The sequence below is a fragment of the Pararhizobium sp. IMCC21322 genome (assembly GCF_030758295.1).
Lineage (GTDB): Bacteria > Pseudomonadota > Alphaproteobacteria > Rhizobiales.
Genome location: NZ_CP132335.1, coordinates 2,598,113 through 2,620,683, shown reverse-complemented (window position 1 = coordinate 2,620,683; position 22,571 = coordinate 2,598,113). Strand labels below are relative to the sequence as shown.

Below are 22,571 nucleotides of genomic sequence, written 5' to 3'. Positions count from 1 at the left end.
TGCCAAATCAATCGCTTAATGCTTCAACTCAGGACATTTTTCTCAATGAAGTCAGCAGCTTGCTCGCCCTTCAAAGCACGCGTCCAAAGCTGCGTTGTCACGGACTGATAGAGTTCCGTTGCATCAGGGGCTGAGCTGATGGTCGCGACGCCCAGGCGGATGTTTGCAAACGCACCCAGCCTATAGGGACTGACAGCGACTGATTTGCGTGTGGCCTGTTTGAATATCTGCAGGCTGGAGCCGGGCATGGAATCGACCACCACGCCCAGTTGAACGCCAATCGGCTGGTTCCGCAGAAGCTGAACGATGTTTTCGATTTCAATACGGGCGACGTCACGCCGTTTTCCTACGTCAACGCCTTGCGGATTGTACGCCCCGACGAATCCCAATCTCAGAAACTGTGTGAGTTCAGCAGCGGATGTGAGGCTTATGATGTTAGGCGTGCGGTTTCGGTAAGTCGCCTTGCGAACACGCAATATATCCAGAAGCGTGTCCACCTCTCGCACTGCCTGATTGTAACTCTCTACATTCCCGGGAATGCTCTCTTTCAACACATCCGGCAGAAAATCATCATATGTATCTGTTGTCAAAAGGTAGGATATGGGACCAAACAACACGGTGATCTGGTCAACATTTTCCTCCAATTGCCGCATGCGCTCAAAGAAGCTTATGGCAGATGCGATGTATTCCACCCCTGCCCCAAGCAGCGTTGGCAACGAAACGTCCAGCAGATCGGCGATTTTCACCAGCGTATCAATCTTCGCTGGCTGACCGGATTCGTAGCGATAAATTGCGGCTCTTGAAACGCCCGTGCGCTGGGCCAATTGCTCGGGGGTCAAGCCTGCCCCAAGACGAAAGGCTTTCATCCGCTCGCCAATTTCCTCCCCAGAAATCCCGTGATTCACGCGTTTGCCTTCAATTGTTCAAAATTTTCTTCCGGCAGTCAGGATCCGAATTAGTTGGAGATTTGTATTCGAGACCAGAAAGAATCTATCGCACAATCGTCGCAAAAAGCAAAGCAATACCGATAAATTCTCATTTTTGAGAATATTCTTGACACTGCGACGGCAGGCTTTTACCTTAACTTACTTCTGATACAGCGCAACAGGAGCCGCACATGAAAGCGTTATCTAAACTCTCGAAATTCACACTCCGAACACTTCCCATTCTTGGCATAACCATGCTTGCAGCGCCAACGGCGTGGGCAGCTGATTTCACAGCCAAGATTGGCCATCTGGAATCAGACCAACAGTCTCGGCACATATATATCGCCAAGGTTGGAGAACTGGTCAAAGAGCGGACAAATGGTGCTGTCGAATTTCAAATTTTCCCATCCGGGCAGCTTGGCAATCAGCGCGAAATGACAGAAGGCGTTCAACTGGGTACGCTGGAAGCAACTGTTTCCCCTGCCGCTTTCATTGGCGGTTTCAACCCCGCGATCTCCATTCTGGACATTCCATTCCTGCTGCCAGAAGATGCTGATAAGGCGCAGAAACTGCGCGAAGGTGAATTTGGCCAGGCCTTGCTTGAATCCTTTTCGTCAAAAGGCGTTGTCGGTGTGGCCTTGTGGCCAAACGGGCTGAAGAATTTTACATCCAACAAACCACTGGATGATCTGTCGTCCTTTGGTGGCCAAAAATTCCGGGTGATGGATTCCAATATTCTGATTGAGCAATTTGATGCGCTGGGCGCGTCTGCCATCGCCCTGCCATTTGGCGAATTGTACACCTCACTTCAAACAGGCGTTGTGGATGGGCAGGAAAACCCGCTCGATACCATTCAGCGCATGAAGTTCTATGAAGTGCAAAAATATCTCGTCGTATCTGAACATGGTGCGATGGAAGATGTGGTTCTGTTCAATCCGACCTGGTGGAACAGCCTTCCAGAAGAGTATCGCACAATCATCACCGATGCCTTCAACGAAGTTGTACCAGGCCTGCGTGCCCACAAAGCCAAGGCTGTTGAAGCTGCTCTTGAAGCGATTAAAGAGAGCGATATCAATGTGCGCATTGCGTCCAGTGAAGAAAAAGCTGCCCTCAGGGAAGCGATGTACGAAAAGGCCAAGGCCGCCTACATGGACCGCGCTGGCGATGCTGCTACCGAGCTGATCGGTGCCTATGAAAAAGCATATTCAGAACTGAACTGAGCAAACACAGTTCGATAAAATCGGAAGGCGGCCGAACGCGCTGCCTTCCCTTCGCTTAAAAGCCTCAACCAGAACACCGGAAGCAACTGAAGATCATGCATTATTTACGGCGTGTGGAGCGGGTTTTCCTCGTCACACTTTTTCTTTCAATGGTTGCACTGTTCTCACTGAACGTTCTTGCGCGCGAGATTGGCGGCACTTTTGCAAGCCAGTTTGCCTGGGTGGAAGAAGCTGTTCGGCTGATGAATGTGTTTCTGGTGTTCGGAGCTCTGGGGCTGGCACTGGAGCGCGGTAAACATGTGGGCATCGATACGTTGAGAGAGGCCCTGCCCCACGCTGCACGGGCCACTATACGCCGCATTATCGATGCTGCAGGCTGTCTCTTCTCACTCTATATGGCGTATCTGGCTTGGCAGTTGGTGGTCTTTGTACTGGGTACGGGCCAGAAAAGCCCGACGCTCAATATCCAGATCGGCTGGATTTACACCGCACCGATTATCGGCTTCGGCCTTCTGGCATTGCGCTATGCGCTCAGCTTCTTCTCAATTATTGATCGCTTCACGAAAGATGACGATGATTTGAGCGATGCCCAGCCAGCGCCGGGGGCACGCTGATGCTTTTTATTGTTATTATTCTAGCCGTTATCCTGCTGATTGCAGGCTTTGAAATGCTTCTGGTGCTGGGCATACCTGCCTTGGCAACCAAGATGATTTTTTACGGATCAATGCCCGATCTGGCCTTTATCCAGAAAACTCTGGGCGGCATCAATCACACAACATTGCTGGCCATACCGTTCTTCATTTTTGCAGCACATCTTATGGGCTCTGGGCAGATAGCCGGTCGCCTGACTGGGCTTGTCCGGGCACTGGTGGGCCATGCCCGCGGCGGCATGGGATATACGGTTATTGGTGGTTCTATGGCATTTGGGTCTGTATCCGGGTCTGCTCCCGCCACGGTCGCTGCCATGGGGCGGATGGTTTATCCGGAAATGCGCTCGGTCGGCTTTTCAGAGAAATTCAGTCTGGGCCTGCTGGTGGCCAGCGCCGAGACCGCCATTCTGATACCGCCTTCCATCACCTTAATCATCTATGGCTGGATGACAGGGTCCTCCATAGGCCGTTTGTTTGCCGGTGGCCTTGCCGTCGGGCTGGTGCTTGGGCTTGCCTTTGCCATTCTTGTCAAACTGGAAGCTAAACGAAACGGCGTCAAATCGTTTCAGAGAACCACATCCGGCGAGAAGCTGAAGGCCTTCAAGGATGCCGGATGGTCTTTGGGTATGCCGGTTATCATTCTGGGCGGCATTTATGGTGGCATTTTCACCCCCACCGAAGCTGCAGCTGTCAGTGTTGTCTATGCCATCCTGATTGAAGCCTTCATTTACAAGAATCTTGGCTTTGCCAAGCTTGTGGAAATCACCGAGCGCAGTGCCATTTCCACCGCCACGATTTTTATTCTTCTTGCCATGGGCGGCGTGCTGTCCTTCTTCATAACATTGGCGCAGGTTCCAACTCATATCAGCGATTTTCTGACGTCGATTGATGCCGGGGTGATTACGTTCCTGCTGGCGGTCAATGTCTGCTTTCTGATCGCGGGAATGTTTATTGATCCCAATTCCGCTCTGTTGATCCTGGTGCCGCCTCTGTTCCCGGTTGCCATGGCGCTTGGCATCGACCCGATCCATTTCGGAATGATCGTCACTTTGAACATCGGTATGGGTATGATTACTCCGCCCTTTGGGCTGGATATTTTCGTGGCCTCCTCGACGCTCAACAAGCCTGTCATGAGCATCATCAAAGGGGTCTGGCCGTTCGTGATTGCCAACATCATCGTGCTGATGATCATCACCTATGTGCCATCAATTTCGCTGTTCATCCCCAATCTGATTTTTGGTCCATAGGAGGGCAGACTGTGAACATTATACCATTACCCACATCGCCCGCTTCGCCTGAGATGATGCCTGTGTTTGAAGTCTCTTGCTCCGTCAAACGCAACGAGCCGGTCAATGGTGAATATCGTCTGCTGGTGCTGGATGCGCCGCAATCCATTCTTCAATGTGCGCCGGGCCAGTTTTTCCATATTCTGTGTCCGGTCACGGAAAAGCTGCAGCCCTATCTTCGCCGCCCCATGAGCATTTATGGCTACTACCCGGATCAGGGCGAATTGCATTTTCTCTACAAGGTCACCGGCGAGGGCACCTCAGCGCTGGCAACACTGACGACCGGTCAATCGCTGAATGTACTCGGTCCGCTTGGGCGCGGATTTGACATTCTTCCCGACTGGCAGAACCTGTTGCTGGTGGCGCGCGGAGTCGGATTGGCGACGCTTGCCCCCCTCGCCTTGCAGGCCCACAAGCTTGGCCGGAACCTTACCGCAATTTGCAGCGCGCGCTCTGAAGACACGCTTATGTCGTTGGATTACTTTCGGGAATTGGGCGCCGATGTCATTCCGCTCACCGATGATACAGGTTCGTCTGATGTTGCCAATATGCGCCGCATCATTGAGGCCAAAATTGCCGATACGGGTATTGATGCCATGTATACGTGTGGCTCCAACCGGATTCTGAAGTTGCTTCAATCGCTTGGGAAAACTCACGATATTCCCGGACAGATTGCCCTTGAGCAGCAAATGGCCTGCGGTATCGGCATGTGCCAATGCTGTGTCCGTGCCTTCCACCGGAATGGCAAAACAGTCAATGAGCGTGTGTGTCGCGAAGGCCCCGTTTTCGATTTGCAGGAGGCCATCGGATGCTAGATCTGACCACCCGAATTGGTTCGCTAACGCTGAAAAACCCGATTATGCCAGCTTCTGGTACGTTCTCGGAAGAACTTGCTCAATTGTTCGATCTGGATGTTCTGGGCGCCCATGTCACCAAAACAATCACCCGCGAAAAACGCAGCGGCAACCCCACTCCTCGGGTCTGCGAAGTGCGTGGCTCCATGCTCAACTCCATTGGCATTCCGAGCAAGGGGCTGGACGCGTTCAAGGCCAACGTCATCCCGTTCTATGACCGGTATGATGCGCCTCTGATTGTCAGCATTTCAGCGGGCAGCGCTGATGAATTTGCCTCGCTGTGCGAGGATATAAGCATTCCTGGCGTGGCCGCGATTGAAGTGAACATCTCGTGCCCGAATATTGAGGAAGACGGCAAAGCCTTCGCCATGCGGCCTTCCACGACCCATGCGGTCATGACCAAATTGCGTCAGGCGACCGATCTGCCCTTATGGGCCAAATTGACCCCCAATACGGGCGAAACCACAGAAGTTGCAAAAGCTGCGGAAGAAGCCGGTGCCGATGCGCTGGTGGTTTCAAATACCCTGCTTGCCATGGCTATTGATATTCATACAAGGCGTCCGAAACTGGGCAATCTGATGGGTGGCCTGTCCGGCCCGGCTTTCAAGCCGATTGCGCTGCGCATGGCATACCAATGTGCCAAATCGGTCGACATTCCGGTAATTGGCTGCGGCGGTATATCGACCGTTGACGATGTGATTGAATATCTGATTGCCGGTGCGGTCGCTATTCAAATCGGGACTGCTACCTTCATTGAACCGCACATCATGGTCCGCATGATCGACGGGCTGGAAACCTATCTGACATCACAAGGGTTCCAGAACGTCGGCCAGCTTGTGGGCTCGGTTGAAGATGAAGAAGCCTCAGACGGGCTGGTGTTTATGGAAGCCGCGCCATGAGCAGATCAAGCCATTTAGAGCAATCATTTGATGCCGAAACCGTTGCGGCACAGCTGTTTGAAGAGGTCGCAGCCTTTTCTCCGGATACAGCCGGGATCAGCCGTCCTGCTTTTTCAGCCATTGAGACCAAGACACTGAAATATCTGGAAGATTACGCACACGCACAGGGCTTGTCGGTCCAGTATGATGCGGGTCAGAACGCGGTGTTTTCGTTGCCGGACGACGCAGACGCCAGCAAATATATGCTTGTCGGCTCTCACGTTGACAGCGTGCCTAATGGCGGCAACTTTGATGGCTTGGCTGGCGTTATTGCCGGGCTGCTATGTTTGGCCCGTGCCAAGCATCTAGGAATTCGGTTTGCAAAGCCGGTTAAGGTGATTGCCATGCGGGCGGAGGAAAGCGCCTGGTTTGGCCCCTGCTACATTGCCTCAAAGGCGCTGCTTGGAAAGCTGGATGAAGACGAGCTGCAGTCAGTCCACAAAGGAGATGGGCGCAGCCTGAGCGCCCATATGTCGGATATTGGAATTAATATGAATCAGGTGCATCAACATCGACCTCTCATCGATCCGGACAGTATCGAATCCTATATTGAGCTCCACATTGAACAAGGCCCCTTGCTTGTCGAGAAGAATATGCCTGCAGCTGTCGTCTCCGGCATTCGCGGTAATATCAGGCATAAACGGATTAGATGCGTCGGCGAGGCCGGGCATTCCGGCGCCGTCCCACGGGCCTACCGAAAAGACCCGGTGCTGGCCATGGCAGACCTTCTGACACGGCTGGATGAGAGTTGGCTGACCATTTTGCAAAAGGGTGAGGATCTGGTTCTGACCGCAGGCATGGTGGGAACCGACCCGGGGCGACACGCTTTGACACGCATACCTGATCTTGTGGATTTCAGCCTCGATCTTCGCAGTCAAAGTGCTGAGGCGTTAAATGATGTGCGGTCTTTGCTGAAGCAGGAAATCAGGTCTGTCGAGCGGGAGCGCGGCGTTACGTTTCAACTGGATAAAGAGCTTCACACTGCACCGGCTCTTTGCGATAAGCAGATGGTGGAGGGCCTGTCCGCGTCTATGGCGCATATAAGGCAAGAACCTTTCACAATGCCGTCGGGTGGCGGGCATGATGCCGCCGTCTTCGCCAATGCCGGCATTCCTTCGGCAATGGTTTTTGTACGCAACAGAAATGGATCCCACAATCCGGATGAGGCCATGGAAATTCCTGATCTCATTGCCGGAACGGATATCATCTTCAATTATCTCACAGAGGTCGTTCAGTGACATCTTCACAATTCATCATTCGGCAACCGGATGACTGGCATTTGCATCTGCGTGATGGCGAAATGCTCAAGGCTGTTATCGGCCATTCAAGCGCCTGGTCGGCGCGGGCCATCATTATGCCAAACCTGGTTCCGCCAGTTGTTACAACCAGCCAGGCGCAAGCCTATAAAGACCAGATTGAAGCCGCCCTGCCCTCCGGCGATGATTTCACACCTTTGATGACGCTCTATCTGACAGAGCAAACCGACATTGATGACCTGCAGGCAGGCGCTGACTCTGGTCTCATTCAGGCAGTGAAACTCTATCCAGCGGGTGCGACCACCAATTCCGAAAGCGGCGTTAGCAGCTTTGAAAAAATCATGCCCATTCTGGAGCATATGGCAAAAATCAATCTGCCGCTGCTTGTCCATGGCGAGGTAACCGATGCGGATATCGACATCTTTGACCGCGAAGCCGTATTCATCGAGCGCGTGCTGGATCCAATCCGCAAACGCATTCCGGAACTTCGTGTGGTGATGGAGCATGTCACCACATCCGATGGCATAGACTACGTGTCTGCCGGTGGAGATAACATCGCGGCGACGATCACGACGCACCATTTGATCATCAACCGAAATGCCTATCTGGCTGGTGGCATCAGGCCACATTATTACTGCCTGCCTGTTGCGAAACGCGAAAGCCATCGACTGGCACTGCGTGCGGCTGCCACATCCGGCAATCCCAAATTCTTTCTGGGCACCGATTCGGCACCACATTTTGATGGCGCAAAGGAAACGGCCTGCGGATGTGCAGGCATTTACACCTCCATCAACACGCTGAACTGTCTGGCACATGTGTTTGAGGACGATGGTGCGCTGGACCAGATGGAAGCTTTTACATCATTGAATGGCCCTGCCTTCTACCGCCTGAAGCCAAATGACAAAAAGCTGAAATTCACAAAACAGGACGCGCCAATTGCCTTTCCAAAGCAGATTCCGGTTCAAAACGACCACATAACTGTATTTGATCCGGGCTTTCCATTGTTTTGGAGCCACGAAGCTATTAACGGTGGGGAGATTTGACCTGATTTGATCTTCCAAAGGATAGCACCATGAGCACCAGCACTTTCCCCGACCGCAAACTGATGGCCGAAATGACAGCCAAAATGTTGCTGGAGATCGACGCTGTCCATTTCCGGACAGACAAACCGTTCATGTTCACATCCGGTCTTGCAAGTCCTGTCTATATCGATTGCCGGAAACTCATTTCCTATCCCCGCATCCGCAACACGCTGATGGACTTTACAGCCGGATTGGTAATGCGGGATATCGGATTTGAGCAGATCGACAGTGTGACGGGCGGCGAAACTGCTGGCATTCCCTTTGCCGCCTGGTTGGCCGAAAAGCTGAATCTGCCCATGCACTATGTCCGCAAGAAGCCAAAAGGATTTGGCCGTGATGCGCAAATCGAAGGCAACTCGATTGAGGGTAAGCGTGTCCTGCTGGTTGAGGACCTGACAACAGATGGCGGCAGCAAGATTAAATTCTGCGAAGCCATCCGACATGCTGGCGGAGAAATATCCGACACTGTGGTGGTGTTCTACTACGACATTTTCCCCGAAGCCCGGGAAAACCTGGAAAAGATTGGTCTTAATCTTCACTACCTTGCCACATGGCGCGACGTTCTGGATGTCTGCAAAACACAAAACTATTTTGATCCGGAAACCCTGAAGCAGGTTGAAAGTTTTCTGGATGATCCCCTGGCATGGTCCAGTGCAAATGGCGGCGCCACCGAGATTTCAGGTTTGAGTAAAAAGGAATGATTTCATGCGTATGACTGAGCTTTTGAAGATTATTGAAGACAATGGCAAAGGCGTCCGAGCCTATTCGGAATGTGGCCGGGCGGCACGCGAGTGTATCAAAACCCATTCAGACCAAGCGACTGCCTATTACCTGCTCAGCATTGCTGCAGACAGGTTTGTGGAAACTTATGATGATCAGCCCCTGCTCAGCCAGAGTGCCGAGGATGCGTATCTGAACTTCAAGAGCTATGTTGAGCGATTGGCCGAAACAGAGCAGGAAAATGATCCAGCGAAAAAGCTCCAAACGCTCAATCGCGTTGCGACCGAAATTGCTGATGACCGATTTTTGAAGTCCGCAGAATAGTGATTGCAACACTGAGGTGAGTTTAAATCAGGCGTTATACGCGTCTTGATCAAGCGTTTTGTGCTCATTCTCCACCAAGCGCGAGCTCAAATGGAAATATCAATGTGAGTGGCACCATCGCCGGGGAAATTCAGGGCCGCCACACGCCCTGGATCTGAGAGGATCTGGTCCAACTTGGCATCAAGACCATCCTTCTTGAAATCCTTATGGGTTTTGATCTCCGCAGGGCTGTAAGTCATATGAACCGTGTAATTTAGCTCCGGCCGTGCTTCGAACAGCATGTCGAGTGTATTTGGCTCCGGATTTCCATGTTTGCCATCACCACAAACCACGTAGTGATCGGCGGTAACCCGCTGGAAAAACTCTTTTGTAACGTTTCGGTCGCTGCCATGATGCGGCAGCTTTAAAATATCAAAATGTACCGTTCCGCCTGATTGAAGACGCCCGGTCTTCTCAAGCCATTCCATTATCATCTTTCCGCGCGCATCTCCGGTCAGCAAAACTGTCTTGCCATATGCTTCGGCGACAACGACGATTGAGGCAAGATTGGAAACAGACGTATCCATGCTGTGGGCTGCGGTCTCTGCGTCGGCCTCTTTTTCCAGGATTTTCTTGAGCTTTTTGGCCCATTCCTTCCTCAAGCGGTCCACCTGTTCTTGGCCGGGGCCGATCACATCGAGGCTTAGCGCGCCGCTTTTCCACGGTGTTTGCGCATTGTCCAGCAATGCGAGCCGATCCTTGAAGCGCTGGTTGACGTCAATATTGAGGGCCTTCAGGTCAAGCCGCAATTGACGCCCCTGACCGACGCTGGCCAGAACAAGTTTGGATTCGTGCGGATCAAAACCACCGAGGGACATCTCGTCAAACGCCCCGGCAAGTGATGCGGCCTGGCTACGGGTTGCTGCTGGACTGACGCCGACGGATTTTGCAATGGTATCGGCGAAGCTGTTATGCCAGGCGCGGCGAACATGAACGATCGGGTCGCGCTCCTCATCGCGTGCCTCTATCAATTCAGCTGTCAGGTCGAGAATGCCATCAATATGATCTGCATCGATATGGCTGACCATCACCAGGTCAATGACCGGCGGCTCCTCTCCGCTTTTGGGAAGAGCCTGCAGTTGGTGACGCAAATACCGATCGTAAACGCCAGAGGGACCGCCATCGATCAGAATCGTATTGTCATCTGCAAAAAGCAAAAGACTGTCGCCGTGTTTTGCTTTTATGACGCGTAATGTCAGAGCGGTCATTTGAATATCTCCTAAACCGATTGCAGCGCGCGCAGGATATCAACCAGGCCGTGTCCTTGAAAATACCGCTCCCGCTCCAGGTCGGTTGCGGTTTCACACAAGATGCGTTTGATCCGCTCGGGCTGGGCGATCAACTCAGTATGGCGCGCCATCAGCAGGGCGGAAGCTCCGCTCACATGCGGCGCTGCCATGCTTGTTCCATCCTTGTACTCGGCCCGATTGTTTGGCGTGGGACCGCGTACTTTCTCGCCGGGCGCAACAATATCGGGCTTCAACCGCCCATCGCCCGTCGGGCCCCGGCTGGAGAAATAACTCACGCCGTATTCGTGTGGCCGTTTTCGATGTGTCGCACCGACTGTAATCACACCTGTCGCATTGCCCGGGTCTGTGATTGAGACCGAGCGATAATTATCCGTTGAGCTGACCTCCTCGACATCCGACATTTCGAAACCCCGGTTTCCAGCAGCGGCGACAACGACCATTCCTGCCGCAACAGCTTCGTTGCATTCGTCGCAAATGGGGGTGCGGCCACAGGCAAAACGGCGAACCTCGTGAATCAGGGACAAGCTTAAATTGGCACCATGAACCTGCATTGTCCCCGCACGGGAATTCATCCAGCGCAGATACTGAATGGCCGCCAGCAGTTCAAACTCATCCGTCAACCCGTCATCGCGGAACACCCGAACGTCTATCAGGTTGATATCAGGGCACACACCCTGCATCCGGCGCGTGCGCGAATGTAGTGGCTCCTTGCGCTCATGTTCGAGGTCGTCAATCCAGTCGGCCCCCAGAATTCCGGCAACATGTGTGCCATGGTCATTCATGGGCACCTCAGGCTGATGATCCACAATGGCGTCTTCAAGGTCCTGCCAACTGATATCCTTTCCGTCCTTGATCCTGCGTTTCAGTTCTTCAAGCAGATTTTTGCCAGCACGGACTTTGTCGTCATGATCCTTGCCGGGCATTCTGCGTACCATTTCATCCAGCACCCGGCGGCGCTGCTCATCTGCCACAGCATCATTTTCATCGATCTCGATATCGCAATCCAGCAACTCGCGCAGGCGTGTGAAATCAAGTGTTTTGACAACACGGCTCTTCTTCAAATCCGCCAAACGCAACTCACCGGCTTCCCTTGCTGGTTGCGCGCCCGCTTCCTCAGCCTTTTGTCTTTCCAATTCCAGTCTGCCACGAACTTCTTTCTCATATTCAGGCGTGACTGTTTTGAAGGCTTGGTGGGTGGAGTCTATTCCGCTGTCGACCACCGCCCAGGTGATAGTCTTGCAAGAGATATCAAACAGCCGGATTGCTGCATCAGCCTTGACTGTAAGCACAGATTTGTTGACCGCCAGACGAATAGGCCGGTTTTTGGTGACTCTCCAGATCAGTTTTTCGCTTGGGTAGTCGTCTGATTTGTTCCAGTCCCAATAAAGATTGGTAAGCGCAGCAACGACCTGCCGACGCGCATTCTGCGCCTCTTGGAGCGATACTGCCGACCGCTTTTCGCGCTCCAGCATCTCGGTCGAATTTTCAATCAGATCGGGATCCATTCTCTCCCGTCGCCGGTAAGAGAACTCTTTTTCAAAGAGCTTTCCCAGTGTGTCCCGGTCGTCAAGCAGAAGATGACCATTTTGAAAACAATTTGCGATCAGGCCTCCGATGCGGACGAACCAGGATAAATCGGAGGGAATGTTGCGAATGTATTCCTGACGCTTTTTATTGTCTTGAGCAACTCGCCCATTGGCATGACTTGGGTCGATATCACGGCGCATCATCATCAAGGCATCAAACAGGTCCTGCTCACGGCGCTGCTCCGGATCGGGTTGTGGAAAATGAAACCAGTCGGCAACGTCCACATCCTCTGGCATTGTGTGCTGAAGCACTCGGAGTTGATCATAGGTTTCATGCCACCAACGGGTCAGCGGCAGCACAACTCGCATCAATTCATCAAAGTAGAGACGCGCGGCAATCTGGCCGGGAATATATGAAATGCGCGGTCGTTTTCCCAGGTCCTTGCCAGCCTCCCCTTTCTTTATCCGGTAATTGTTCAGCATCTCCCGGATCAAATGGGCAGATCGCCCTGTTCCGCCGTTTTCATTGTTGGTCAGGATCAATTCATGCTGACGATGTGGTTCGGCCGCAAAGGCCAACCAGACATTGGGAAGAATTGGACTGTCCTGGGTAAAGCGAAGCCCCCCCGGCGTTTCGAAAAGCAGACTATTGGTAAATACCAATCTGCGTCTGGCTCCCTCTTCCATGTCCCCTCCACTGAATTCAGCAACAATCTGAAAATGCGCCCATATTAAATGTTGTAAAATCAGAAAAAGTCAATCTAGGTTAGAAAACTACATCATTTACTTCACCCGGTAGCACATGCCAAATAGACAAGCAGAAATTGCCTAAGCAACGAACATGAGAATACATGTGGTGTGCTGGACATCTATCATTTGATGATGATTTTCATTGATGGCCCGGGATCCCAATTTTCGTCCGCCATAAGATGAAACCACAAAAATCTTGGCCATTATTTTAGCCCGGCACCACTGACTTCGAACTTGCTGCATTCGGCTCGTCGACAATGCAATCCAAATATCTGAAACAGGTTGCCGAGTGGTGTCTCGACATACAAACTGGCTGGGAGAATAGCGACCCTGCTATGATGTAGTCAGTCTGGCTGGACACAGGAAAGCCATTCCAGGATGACCGACAAAGGAGTGTTATGAAAGTCCTGATTTTTGACACCGCACAACAGGCTGCTGATGCGCTCGCCGATAAGCTGATCAAACAGGTTTTGTCGCATCCGACCTGCACACTTGGTTTGGCGACCGGCGGCACGGCAAACCCTGTGTATGACAAACTGGTCCGCACTCATCTGGCCGGAGACATCAGCTTCAAGGGTGTCCGCACCTTCAACCTTGATGAGTATGTGGCGCTGCCGATTGCGCATCCACTTTCCTACCATACCTATATGGCTGAACATTTGTTTGAGCCCTGCGACTTTCAAACGGAAAACACTCATATTCCGAACGGAAATGCACCTGATCTGGCAAAGGAAGCAAGGCGATATGAGAATGCCATAACGAATTGTGGCGGTATAGACTGTCAGTTTCTTGGCATTGGTGAAAACGGCCATATTGGTTTCAACGAACCTACGTCCAGCCTGGCTTCCCTCACCCGCGTAAAGACACTGGCCCCCAGTACAGTAGAAGCAAATAGTCGGTATTTTGAGACCCCGGAAGACGTTCCGCGCCTGTGTATCACAATGGGTATAGCGACTATTCTGAGAGCGGCCGAAATTGCACTTCTTGCAGTTGGCAAACGCAAGTCCGAGGCAGTCCGCAATATGATTGAAGGACCGTTGGCCGCCATGTGCCCGGCCAGCGCCCTGCAGCTTCATCAGCACGCCGAAATTTATCTGGACTCCGAAGCTGCATCCCGTCTTGAATTGCTGGATTATTACAAATCGGTCCATCCATGCGGACACGCCCCTCCTTTGTGAGATGACGACAGCTCGACATGAGCGCGATCTAATGCACGTTTCTATATTTGGATTTATCATTTATTTTCAATCCAAAAATTGATAAACTTAAAATTGAATGATATTTCAAATTAACTTACTTTTAGTTTCATACTATCTATTTCTATTGGAGATTCTGATGTTAATCGACTCTTACACAAAATTTATCTTGACCATCATTGCAGGAACACTGGTGGCTTTGACGTTCAATCAATTTGTCACAAATGCGAATGCCGATACAAGTTGTGGTGAATCCTATGATAAGCCATGTGTAATGGTTATAGTTGGTGACGGTGGGAGAAATTCTGGCGTTGATGTTGAGGACGGACGTCTCTTGGTTTTTACTGACTAATAGTTACTGCTTGTCCGTCCAAACTTGGGATTGAACGAAGCTAACGTCTCACCGGTTTGAGAAACCCTGTATGATCTATAAAATCGGGTGTATTCAAGAACCAAATCTCACCGATTTGTTCCATTAAATATGAATAATGCACCCATCGTCCGGTCAGAAGATGTGGGTGATGACCTAGGGATTGGCGATCACGTTCCGGTTTCAAACAGTATTGTGCTTGTCACATTGGCTGCAGGAGAGGACGCAGATAGCTTCCAAGCCCGTGTGAGATGACGTGGCACGGATGCGCACGGCTCATTTGTTCCCTTCCGCCATGGCTTTTATTAAGGTTTGAACCCAATTGGGAGATTGAATTGGCAGCTGTGATTACCCAACAGTAGATGGCCCCTTGAGCCACAATTATTCACATCATGGCCTGTTTGAAGGCCGCCTCTTCGAGAACATCGATGAAATACATGTATTCGAGACTGGTGCCCTGATCTCATATTGGATTTACAAGTGAAATCGTTTCATATATGAAACACACAGAGCTTCGGTTTAAATGAAGCCTTTGGGGAAAGGGCTGCAGCTATGCAGATCCAGGAGGAACGGCTCAGCGGCATTTCGTTGGGCGAGAGCAAAATTGCATTGGAACTGAAAGGCATTGGAAAGTCCTTTGCCGACATATCGGTTCTGCGCGACGTTGACCTGATCATCAATGGTGGAGAAATCCACACTTTGATGGGAGAGAACGGCGCCGGAAAGTCCACCCTTGTAAAAATCATCAGTGGTGTGAACACGCCCAGCGCCGGTTCCATGACAATTGATGGTGTTCCTGTGCGCTTTGAGACGCCGCGTGATGCGGAATATCAGGGCATTGCCATCATGCATCAGGAACTCAGCCTTATCCCGGAAATGACCGTCGCGGAGAACGTGATGCTGGGTCATGAACCGCTGATTGGTGGTCTCTTTGTGGATCGCACCCGCATGCGGGAAAAGGCCAAGGAAGCCCTCGCGCGGTTTGGCTTTACAATCGACATTGATACACCGGTCAAACAATTGCGCGTGGGCGAGCAGCAGTTGATTGAAATTGCACGCGCCCTGCTGATGGATGCGCGTCTGCTGATCATGGATGAGCCAACGTCTGCCCTCTCGCAGACCGAGGCAGACATTCTGATGGAGGTAATCCGTGATCTGGCTCTGAATGGCGTTGCGGTACTTTATATCTCGCATCGCATGGATGAGGTGTTCGAGATATCCGACAGAATTACGGTTCTGCGAGACGGGGACTATCTGGGCACCGTACTGGCCAGTGACACAACGCCCACGGATGTCATTGAACTCATGGTTGGGCGCCGGATTGAAGTGGTTCGTATTGACCGCAAGACCAAACCTTCCAGTGAAAAAGTGTTGGAAGTCGAGAATCTGACTGTCTCATCCGGCATTTCTTCTGGTGGGCGACCGGTCCTTCAGGATGTGTCGTTCTCACTTCACAAGGGAGAAATTCTGGGCGTCGGTGGCCTGCTGGGCGCGGGACGGACAGAACTTCTGGAAACATTGTTTGGTGCCAGAAATGGCAATCATTCAGGTCGTCTGGTTGTTGAAGGTGAAGCCGTGAATCTGCGCAGCCCCGTGGACGCAGTTGACCGCGGTCTTGCGCTCATCACTGAGGATCGCAAGGCAACCGGCCTCATCCTCAATCACAGCATAGCCGATAATGTTATTCTGCCCCTCCTGCCCCGAACCACACGATTTGGCTTGCGCTCTGAAAAGCACAAGCGGGAAGAGGCTCTGGCGGTCATTGAAAAACTCAGTGTTACGGCACGCGGGCCGGACCATCTGGTTGGCCAGTTGAGCGGCGGCAATCAACAGAAAATCGTTCTTGGCAAATGGCTGGCCACGTCGCCCCGCATCTTGCTGCTGGATGAACCGACAAGAGGCATCGATATCGGTGCAAAAGATGAAATTTACACTCTGATCGGCAAGCTTGCTGACGAAGGTATCTCGATCATACTGGCCAGTTCGGAAATTCCGGAATTTCTCGCCGTCTGTGATCGGGTCATGGTGCTTTGTGAAGGCAGGGTTACCGGAACGCTGGAAAGCGATGAGATGTCCTATGACGGCATCAAACACCTGGCGATGCAGTTCTTATGAACCCCTCGACTTTGATAGATCACACAGGAAGACCAAAATGAAAGCGACGTCCCTATCAAAGCCGCAAGGTGTGAGCGGAAAGCCTGCTACGGCAATTCTTTTGTCGCTCGTTGCCAAAACAAAGCTCTATTGGGGTCTGGCAGCGCTGATTGTCTTCGGCATCTTCACATCGCCCCTGTCATCAAAAGGCAACAACATATTCATGTCCGTCGGCAATTTGACCGATGTTCTGAGGCAGGTCTCGGTCACCGGAATTGTTGCAGTTGGCATGACGCTGGTGATTTTCATCGCCGGCATTGATCTGTCTGTTGGATCTATCCTGGCTCTGGGAACAGTGATCTGCGCCATGCTTCTGACCCAGGAAGGCTGGACAGCAGCGAGCTATTTTGGCATTCCCGCAACCGGCGCGGTGTTGTTTGTCATTGTCTTTGGTGCTGCTGCCTTTTTGCGAAAAAATCTGGTTAGCCGGGATCAAACGGCAAGTCAGAACAAGGGATTGCGCAACAACATCGTGCCACTGATCATTGCCGTTGTCATTGCGACCGCAGCAATGGTTTGGCTTGCCAGTCAGGTCCAGACCAAGTTTGGCGTTCTGGCGGTTCTTCTGGCAGTGCCCTGTATCGGGGCAGTCATGGGCACCTTGAACGGTTCGCTGATCGTACATGGCCGTTTGCAACCATTCATCGTCACATTGGCCATGATGGTTGGTGCCCTTGGGCTGGCCCGCGTTATCGCCGGTCAGGATACGGCGGTTTATCCGGTTTACACCGGAAGCAATGCCGCTGAATCATTTGAGGTTTTGCGCAGCCTGTTTCTGGGTGTCATTCCGGTGCCGGGCCTGTTTTTCCTCGGCGTGTTTGTGATTGCCTATCTGGCAGCGCGTTTTACCACCTATGGCAGCTATTTGCTGGCCATTGGCGGGAATGAAGAGGCTGCGCGTCTGGCCGGTATCAATGTCAATCGCGCCAAGATCACCACCTACGCTATTGCGGGCGCGTTGTCGGCCTTTGCCGGCATTCTTTATGTCGCACAATTTCGTCAGGGCAAGCCGGATGCGGGTCTTGGCCTGGAACTGGATGCCATTGCCGCCGTCGTTATCGGCGGAACCAGTCTCATGGGCGGACGAGGCTCGATAATCGGCACGCTGGTCGGCGTGCTGATTTTCGGCTTCCTCAGCAACATTCTGCAACTCAATAACATCGACAGCAATTCACAGCTCATCCTGAAAGGCATGATCATCATCGTTGCGGTGCTGATTCAGGAAGGACGGCTGGAACAGGTCTCTTTGGTCATCAGGCAAATGCTTAGGCCAAAAAGAAATCTCTAACCCCGCAAATCTTGGAGGATCACAGGGTTAGAGACATCGCAAAGGGGCACATTGTGTGCCTCCTCATGACAAGGGAGAATATTATGAACAGAAGGTCTTTTAGCAAGTGGTTTATGGCTGTTGCCTCGACCACGCTTCTGGTAACCGCCGGTGGCACAGGTGCGCTGCAGGCTGCGGACAAATATGTCATCGGCTTTTCACAGGTCACGACAGTTGAGCCATGGCGGGTTCAGTTCAACAAGGATTTGCGGGCAGAAGCTGCCTTGCATGACAATGTTGAGCTGCTCATTTCCGATGCCAATGACCGCACGGAAAAGCAGGTTGCTGATGTTGAAAACTTCATCCGTCAGGAAGTCGATGCTCTTCTGATTTCACCAAAAGAAGCTGCTGGCCTCACCGGTGTGGTTGAGCAGGCAACAGATGCCGGAATACCGGTGTTTGTGCTTGACCGTAATGTCGAGACTGACAAATTCATTCAGTGGGTTGGCGGCAACAACGCTTTGATCGGTGTAGCTGCTGGCAAGTTTGCGCTGGATGCATTGGGCGGCAAAGGCAACGCAAAAGGCAAGATTGTGGAAATCTGGGGTGGTCTTGGCATCACTGCGACATTCGAACGGTCTGAAGGCTTTCATGATGCGTTTGAAGGTGAAGAAGGTGTTGAATTCCTGCTGGATCAGCAATCCGGCGACTGGAAACAGGACCAGGCCTACGACATCATGTCCACAGCCCTGCGCAACTTCGAAGATATCACCATGGTCTATGGTCACAATGATCCAATGGCCTATGGCGCATATCTGGCTGCTAAAGATGCCGGACGTGAGAAAGACATCATCTTTATAGGTGTTGATGGTCTTCCCGATGAAGGCGTGATGTGGGTTCACAAGGGTGAATTGTCAGCAACCTTCCTGTACCCAACTCCAGGTGCCGAAGGCCTGCGTCAGGCGCTGAAACATCTGGCCGGCGAAGAAGTTGAAAAATCCGTCGTTCTGGATACTGAAGCCATTACTTCGGAAAATGCCGAGGAAATCCTCAAACGCAATGGACTGATGTAAGAAGTAACCGGATGAAAACAGAATAGTGTCTATCCTATCTTCTCCAATGGCGTGGAGGCGGCCCAGCCGCCCCCGCGCCTTTTTCAAAATCTGTTCGGGGGTTCTTCGAAGAGGAATTCTGTTCCAGCCAAAGGGCAACAGTCACAGTGTCTGACCCGCAATCCAAACTGCAGAAATATTCAGCCCCCGCGCTGGAAAAGGGCCTGGATATTATCGAGTTTCTGTCCCTCACGGATTCCGCTCCCTCCCTCTCGCAGCTTGCGGCTGGTATTGGCCGCTCCAAGAGCGAGATTTTTCGGATGATGATTGTGCTCGAAGAACGGGGCTATATCAGGCGGGCACAAGGTGACCAGTTTGTTCTGACAGACCGTCTTGGCATTCTGGGTGCGGAACGCCCGCTCAACAACAAACTTGCAGACCTTGCTACACCCATCCTTCTGGAGCTGTCAGACAAGACACGATATTCGTGCCACCTGTCTGTTTTACATGGCAAAAATTTCATTGTTGTAGCGCATGCAACCCTTGCAAAAAGCTATGGCTTGTCCGTGCAGATAGGCCACACATCGCCGGTCATGAACACGTCAGCTGGCGCTTGTTTTCTGGCGTTCCTGCCAGACCGGAAACGCCTTGAATTCATGTCCTACTTTGGTGACCCGGATCATCGCAATCACACTGAATTTGCTGAGGAAATTGAAAAATGCGAACAGGACCATCTGGTGTCCATGCCGAGCCTGGAATCTGATTCAATCTGTGAATTGTCGGCGCCCGTTCTGCACACCACGCATAAGGGAACGGTTGCGGTCGTGACCATCCCCTATATGGATACCAGCAAATCGAAAGGTATTCGTCAGGGAATTGCGGACGATCTTTTGGCGGCAACACAGCTGTTGCGCGACAAAATCAGCATTACGATGCCAAATCTGGTTCTTCCTGCGATTGCTCCGACATCCTGACATTTCATGGATGCCCTGAGCCATTGAACTGCGAAATCTGCACTGAATTCAGACCAAAAACTTGCTATAGGATATTGTTCAGACATCCGTTTTAAACTGGTTGGATGCTTTCAGTCCAAACGCGCAGGTTCGGTCTGGCAATTCTTGGAGTTCTAATTTGTCACTTATCTTTGTCCTGAATGGACCAAACCTCAATTTGCTGGGAAAACGCCAGCCTGACATTTATGGGCATGAAACCCTTGCCGATGTTGAAGTGGATTGCCGCTCTCTGGCATCGGAACTGGGTTTTGACATTCGTTTTCACCAGTCGAATCGTGAGTATGAACTGATTGACTGGATACATGAGGCTCGGGAAATCGGCGCAGCGATTGTTATCAATCCCGCCGCGTTTACGCATACCAGTGTTGCTATTCTGGATGCCCTGAATACATTTGAGGGACCGGTGATGGAGGTGCACATTTCCAATGTGCACCAACGCGAAGCGTTTCGTCACCACTCCTACGTTTCCATGCGCGCTGATGGCGTCATTGCCGGCATGGGCACACAGGGCTACCAATTGGCAATTCGCCGAGCCGTTGCCCAAGTGCAGGCTGACTAGGGTGCGGACCCTTTATGGGTGGTGAAATAGTCGGGATCGGTTTGTTTGCAGACTAGGAGCAAAGAAGCAGGAAGTCTGAAGACTTTCAAGTCTTTGCGACGCGGGTTGCGGGCAAACAGGCCCGATCCTTGATGGACAGAAAAATGGCTGCTACCTGCGGCGTCAAAGCACTTGACCGGGCAGAAAGCCCGCTCTGCGCGCATTTCCTTGCATCTCTTTGCCATTTGTTCTGCTATTTCATCACCCATAAAGGGTCCGCACCCTAGATAATTGGCTGACTAGTTGGCAGTTGGGCTGAGCTGTTTTTCGCGAAACCAGATCAACAGTCCCGCAACAATAATGATTGCGCCGCCTATCAAGGTCCAGCGGTCGGGCAGATGATCGAATATCAGAAAACTGGCCACGGCTAGATACAGAATGAAGGTGTAACCGAAGGGCGTCAAAGTGCTCGCGGGTGCAAAACGGTGGGCGTTGGTCAACAATTGATGCCCTAGCCATCCAAACACGCCAATCACAAGCATAATGGTCCAGTCCAGTCCATTTGTCGGAGTCTGCCAGGTAAAAATTGCAAATGGCAGCAATGCTACTGTTCCAACGAATCCTGAATAGAATTGCAGCGTGTCCACCGCCACAACGCCGGCCAGTTTCCGGGTTAGGATCGAGTAGAGCGCAAAACAGAATGCAGCGGACAGAGACAATGTCACGGCCCAGTGAAAGCTGGAATCAAATGGCCGAATAGCAATCAGAATTCCGACAAACCCGATCATGATTGCGCTCCAGCGCCAGAACCCGACACGCTCGCCCAAAAGGGGCCACGACAGCGCGCAGATGATAATCGGCGTGGAAAACAGGATCGTCGATGTCAGAGTGAGCGGCAGATAGGCCACCGCACTGAAATTCAATATGGTGGACGCCATCAACAAGGCCGCGCGTAAAACGACGAGCACCATCCTTTCGCTTGAAAACCGGTTGAAGCTGAAGCCGCCCTTGCCAATGAGGAACAGGGAGATCAGAAAATGTCCCAAATAGCGCATGAATGACAGTTGCAAGGCAGACAACCCGGCAATAGCCAGCCATTTGGCACTGACATCAACAAAGGCGAAAAACAGATATGCGCCCAGCATCAAAAGGATGCCGCTCATGACCCTGTCTTCATTTGCCTTTGCGGTCAGTCCCGACATTGGGCTCTTGTCCCTGACTGTCTAACTGGAGCCCGGCTTTGCGTATTTCTCCGCCAGAAAATCCACCATCTCGCTGACCATCTTGTCACCAAATCCAGCATCCACGGCACTGGACAACGCCTCACGAGCAGATTTGGACATGATGGAATCCACATGCGCGTCAGATGCCATCTGGCCGTAATAACCAACATCCTTGTTCGCGTTCTTAATCGCGAACTCAAGCGCATTCGGGTTCCCGTCAACCGCATAGGCCTTGACGAAATCCATCATGCCGGAATGGTTGGGTCCAGCGGACATAACTGCATAGACCTGCTCACGTGCAACGCCCATCTTGTCTGCGATGGCAAATGCTTCAGCCATGGCGTTCGCCGTTGTCATTGCAAAAAAGTTGTTGATCAGCTTGATCGTGTGGCCCGATCCGAGCACACCCAGATGGAACACATTCTCGCCCAGATCCTTCAGCACCGGCTCAACACGATCATATGCAGCCCGATCACCAGAGCACATGATGTTCAGGGCACCGTCCAGGGCATGAGCAGGTGTCCGTCCCAATGGTGCATCCAGATAGGTCGCATCTTTGACTGAAACGGCTTCGCCAATTGCCCGTGTGGAGTTTGGCAAAGAGGTTCCAAAGTCAATCGCGACCGCCTGAGGGCTGAGCCCTGCAATGACCCCTTCATCGCCATACATACGAGATTCGACAGAGGCCGATGTGTCCATGCACAGCATGACAATGTCGCTGCGCTCAGCAACTTCGCGTGCCGTTTTCACTTCAACCGCACCACGTGCAACCGCTTTGTCCACATTCTCGCGTGATCGATTTGCGATGACGGTCAGCGGATAGGACAAATCCAGCAAACGTTGGCACATGGCCGAACCCATAAGTCCGAGGCCGAGAAATCCGATTGAGGGTTTTGACATTTTCTTCCTTTTATCAAATGCTTATTTGATTGCGTTG

22 protein-coding genes are annotated in these 22,571 nt (G+C 52.0%); 17 read left to right on the top strand and 5 right to left on the bottom strand.

The window, feature by feature from the left end; translation table 11 throughout:
• Positions 1-23: 23 nt before the first annotated feature.
• Positions 24-905 (bottom strand): helix-turn-helix domain-containing protein, encoded by an 882-nt coding sequence (locus RAL91_RS12440; RefSeq protein WP_306262707.1) that lies wholly within the window; start codon positions 903-905, stop codon positions 24-26.
• A 212-nt stretch (positions 906-1,117) separates the two neighbouring features.
• On the opposite strand from RAL91_RS12440, the gene RAL91_RS12435 reads away from it, so the two are divergent.
• The 9 genes from RAL91_RS12435 to RAL91_RS12395 all read left to right on the top strand — a co-directional run bounded on the left by RAL91_RS12435 (position 1,118) and on the right by RAL91_RS12395 (position 9,256).
• Positions 1,118-2,146, top strand: coding sequence for a TRAP transporter substrate-binding protein (locus RAL91_RS12435; RefSeq protein ID WP_306262706.1), 1,029 nt, complete (start codon positions 1,118-1,120; stop codon positions 2,144-2,146).
• 95 nt (positions 2,147-2,241) lie between these two features.
• On the top strand, positions 2,242-2,760 hold the full coding sequence (locus RAL91_RS12430) for a TRAP transporter small permease (RefSeq protein WP_306262705.1): 519 nt from the start codon (positions 2,242-2,244) through the stop codon (positions 2,758-2,760).
• On the top strand, positions 2,760-4,043 hold the full coding sequence (locus RAL91_RS12425) for a TRAP transporter large permease (protein ID WP_306262704.1): 1,284 nt from the start codon (positions 2,760-2,762) through the stop codon (positions 4,041-4,043). The genes RAL91_RS12430 and RAL91_RS12425 overlap by 1 nt, the downstream gene beginning before the upstream one ends.
• A gap of 11 nt (positions 4,044-4,054) precedes the next feature.
• Positions 4,055-4,897 (top strand): dihydroorotate dehydrogenase electron transfer subunit, encoded by an 843-nt coding sequence (locus tag RAL91_RS12420; RefSeq protein ID WP_306262702.1) that lies wholly within the window; start codon positions 4,055-4,057, stop codon positions 4,895-4,897.
• The gene (locus RAL91_RS12415; protein WP_306262700.1) at positions 4,891-5,835 is read left to right on the top strand and encodes a dihydroorotate dehydrogenase; all 945 of its coding nucleotides are present in this window, start codon (positions 4,891-4,893) and stop codon (positions 5,833-5,835) included. The genes RAL91_RS12420 and RAL91_RS12415 overlap by 7 nt, the downstream gene beginning before the upstream one ends.
• The gene (locus RAL91_RS12410) at positions 5,832-7,112 is read left to right on the top strand and encodes a Zn-dependent hydrolase (protein WP_306262698.1); all 1,281 of its coding nucleotides are present in this window, start codon (positions 5,832-5,834) and stop codon (positions 7,110-7,112) included. Before RAL91_RS12415 ends, RAL91_RS12410 begins: the two co-directional genes overlap by 4 nt.
• 62 nt (positions 7,113-7,174) lie before the next feature.
• Complete coding sequence (gene pyrC, locus RAL91_RS12405) at positions 7,175-8,173, top strand: dihydroorotase (RefSeq protein WP_371932542.1); 999 nt, start codon at positions 7,175-7,177, stop codon at positions 8,171-8,173.
• A 29-nt stretch (positions 8,174-8,202) separates the two neighbouring features.
• Positions 8,203-8,913, top strand: a complete 711-nt coding sequence (locus RAL91_RS12400) for an orotate phosphoribosyltransferase (RefSeq protein WP_306262694.1) — start codon at positions 8,203-8,205, stop codon at positions 8,911-8,913.
• A gap of 4 nt (positions 8,914-8,917) precedes the next feature.
• Positions 8,918-9,256, top strand: coding sequence for a hypothetical protein (locus tag RAL91_RS12395; RefSeq protein ID WP_306262692.1), 339 nt, complete (start codon positions 8,918-8,920; stop codon positions 9,254-9,256).
• An 86-nt stretch (positions 9,257-9,342) separates the two neighbouring features.
• Here RAL91_RS12395 and RAL91_RS12390 read toward each other — a convergent pair whose 3' ends face one another.
• Positions 9,343-10,503 (bottom strand): MBL fold metallo-hydrolase, encoded by a 1,161-nt coding sequence (locus tag RAL91_RS12390; RefSeq protein WP_306262690.1) that lies wholly within the window; start codon positions 10,501-10,503, stop codon positions 9,343-9,345.
• Positions 10,504-10,514: 11 nt separating this feature from the next.
• Entirely contained in the window at positions 10,515-12,758 is a 2,244-nt protein-coding gene (locus RAL91_RS12385; protein WP_306262689.1) for a S8 family serine peptidase, read from the bottom strand.
• A 461-nt stretch (positions 12,759-13,219) separates the two neighbouring features.
• Between RAL91_RS12385 and nagB the strand changes: the two genes are divergently transcribed.
• From nagB to RAL91_RS12345, 8 genes are all read left to right on the top strand, one after another.
• On the top strand, positions 13,220-13,999 hold the full coding sequence (gene nagB / locus RAL91_RS12380) for a glucosamine-6-phosphate deaminase (RefSeq protein ID WP_306262687.1): 780 nt from the start codon (positions 13,220-13,222) through the stop codon (positions 13,997-13,999).
• A 157-nt stretch (positions 14,000-14,156) separates the two neighbouring features.
• A complete protein-coding gene (locus RAL91_RS12375; protein WP_306262685.1) occupies positions 14,157-14,369 on the top strand; it encodes a hypothetical protein in 213 nt (70 codons plus the stop codon).
• Between the two features lie 570 nt (positions 14,370-14,939).
• A complete protein-coding gene (locus RAL91_RS12370) occupies positions 14,940-16,502 on the top strand; it encodes a sugar ABC transporter ATP-binding protein (RefSeq protein WP_306262683.1) in 1,563 nt (520 codons plus the stop codon).
• A 37-nt stretch (positions 16,503-16,539) separates the two neighbouring features.
• On the top strand, positions 16,540-17,829 hold the full coding sequence (locus tag RAL91_RS12365; RefSeq protein WP_306262682.1) for an ABC transporter permease: 1,290 nt from the start codon (positions 16,540-16,542) through the stop codon (positions 17,827-17,829).
• An 83-nt stretch (positions 17,830-17,912) separates the two neighbouring features.
• Complete coding sequence (locus tag RAL91_RS12360; RefSeq protein WP_306262681.1) at positions 17,913-18,881, top strand: substrate-binding domain-containing protein; 969 nt, start codon at positions 17,913-17,915, stop codon at positions 18,879-18,881.
• Between the two features lie 146 nt (positions 18,882-19,027).
• Positions 19,028-19,834 (top strand): IclR family transcriptional regulator, encoded by an 807-nt coding sequence (locus tag RAL91_RS12355; protein WP_306262680.1) that lies wholly within the window; start codon positions 19,028-19,030, stop codon positions 19,832-19,834.
• A 157-nt stretch (positions 19,835-19,991) separates the two neighbouring features.
• Entirely contained in the window at positions 19,992-20,432 is a 441-nt protein-coding gene (gene aroQ / locus RAL91_RS12350) for a type II 3-dehydroquinate dehydratase (protein ID WP_306262679.1), read from the top strand.
• A 143-nt stretch (positions 20,433-20,575) separates the two neighbouring features.
• A complete protein-coding gene (locus tag RAL91_RS12345; protein ID WP_306262678.1) occupies positions 20,576-20,698 on the top strand; it encodes a hypothetical protein in 123 nt (40 codons plus the stop codon).
• A 12-nt stretch (positions 20,699-20,710) separates the two neighbouring features.
• Here the strand turns inward: RAL91_RS12345 and RAL91_RS12340 are convergent, their stop codons facing one another.
• The gene (locus RAL91_RS12340) at positions 20,711-21,613 is read right to left on the bottom strand and encodes a DMT family transporter (RefSeq protein ID WP_306262677.1); all 903 of its coding nucleotides are present in this window, start codon (positions 21,611-21,613) and stop codon (positions 20,711-20,713) included.
• A gap of 21 nt (positions 21,614-21,634) precedes the next feature.
• Complete coding sequence (locus tag RAL91_RS12335) at positions 21,635-22,534, bottom strand: NAD(P)-dependent oxidoreductase (protein ID WP_306262676.1); 900 nt, start codon at positions 22,532-22,534, stop codon at positions 21,635-21,637.
• Positions 22,535-22,571 lie beyond the last annotated feature (37 nt).

What these genes read in the sequence shown, in the direction of transcription:
- RAL91_RS12435 (WP_306262706.1), top strand. Translation starts at nt 1,118, where the DNA reads ATGAAAGCGTTATCTAAACTCTCGAAATTCACACTCCGAACACTTCCC.
- RAL91_RS12430 (WP_306262705.1), top strand. Translation starts at nt 2,242, where the DNA reads ATGCATTATTTACGGCGTGTGGAGCGGGTTTTCCTCGTCACACTTTTT.
- RAL91_RS12425 (WP_306262704.1), top strand. Translation starts at nt 2,760, where the DNA reads ATGCTTTTTATTGTTATTATTCTAGCCGTTATCCTGCTGATTGCAGGC.
- RAL91_RS12415 (WP_306262700.1), top strand. Translation starts at nt 4,891, where the DNA reads ATGCTAGATCTGACCACCCGAATTGGTTCGCTAACGCTGAAAAACCCG.
- RAL91_RS12410 (WP_306262698.1), top strand. Translation starts at nt 5,832, where the DNA reads ATGAGCAGATCAAGCCATTTAGAGCAATCATTTGATGCCGAAACCGTT.
- pyrC (WP_371932542.1), top strand. Translation starts at nt 7,175, where the DNA reads ATGCTCAAGGCTGTTATCGGCCATTCAAGCGCCTGGTCGGCGCGGGCC.
- RAL91_RS12400 (WP_306262694.1), top strand. Translation starts at nt 8,203, where the DNA reads ATGAGCACCAGCACTTTCCCCGACCGCAAACTGATGGCCGAAATGACA.
- RAL91_RS12395 (WP_306262692.1), top strand. Translation starts at nt 8,918, where the DNA reads ATGCGTATGACTGAGCTTTTGAAGATTATTGAAGACAATGGCAAAGGC.
- RAL91_RS12390 (WP_306262690.1), bottom strand. Translation starts at nt 10,503, where the DNA reads ATGACCGCTCTGACATTACGCGTCATAAAAGCAAAACACGGCGACAGT.
- RAL91_RS12385 (WP_306262689.1), bottom strand. Translation starts at nt 12,758, where the DNA reads ATGGAAGAGGGAGCCAGACGCAGATTGGTATTTACCAATAGTCTGCTT.
- nagB (WP_306262687.1), top strand. Translation starts at nt 13,220, where the DNA reads ATGAAAGTCCTGATTTTTGACACCGCACAACAGGCTGCTGATGCGCTC.
- RAL91_RS12375 (WP_306262685.1), top strand. Translation starts at nt 14,157, where the DNA reads ATGTTAATCGACTCTTACACAAAATTTATCTTGACCATCATTGCAGGA.
- RAL91_RS12370 (WP_306262683.1), top strand. Translation starts at nt 14,940, where the DNA reads ATGCAGATCCAGGAGGAACGGCTCAGCGGCATTTCGTTGGGCGAGAGC.
- RAL91_RS12365 (WP_306262682.1), top strand. Translation starts at nt 16,540, where the DNA reads ATGAAAGCGACGTCCCTATCAAAGCCGCAAGGTGTGAGCGGAAAGCCT.
- RAL91_RS12360 (WP_306262681.1), top strand. Translation starts at nt 17,913, where the DNA reads ATGAACAGAAGGTCTTTTAGCAAGTGGTTTATGGCTGTTGCCTCGACC.
- RAL91_RS12345 (WP_306262678.1), top strand. Translation starts at nt 20,576, where the DNA reads ATGGCTGCTACCTGCGGCGTCAAAGCACTTGACCGGGCAGAAAGCCCG.
- RAL91_RS12340 (WP_306262677.1), bottom strand. Translation starts at nt 21,613, where the DNA reads ATGTCGGGACTGACCGCAAAGGCAAATGAAGACAGGGTCATGAGCGGC.
- RAL91_RS12335 (WP_306262676.1), bottom strand. Translation starts at nt 22,534, where the DNA reads ATGTCAAAACCCTCAATCGGATTTCTCGGCCTCGGACTTATGGGTTCG.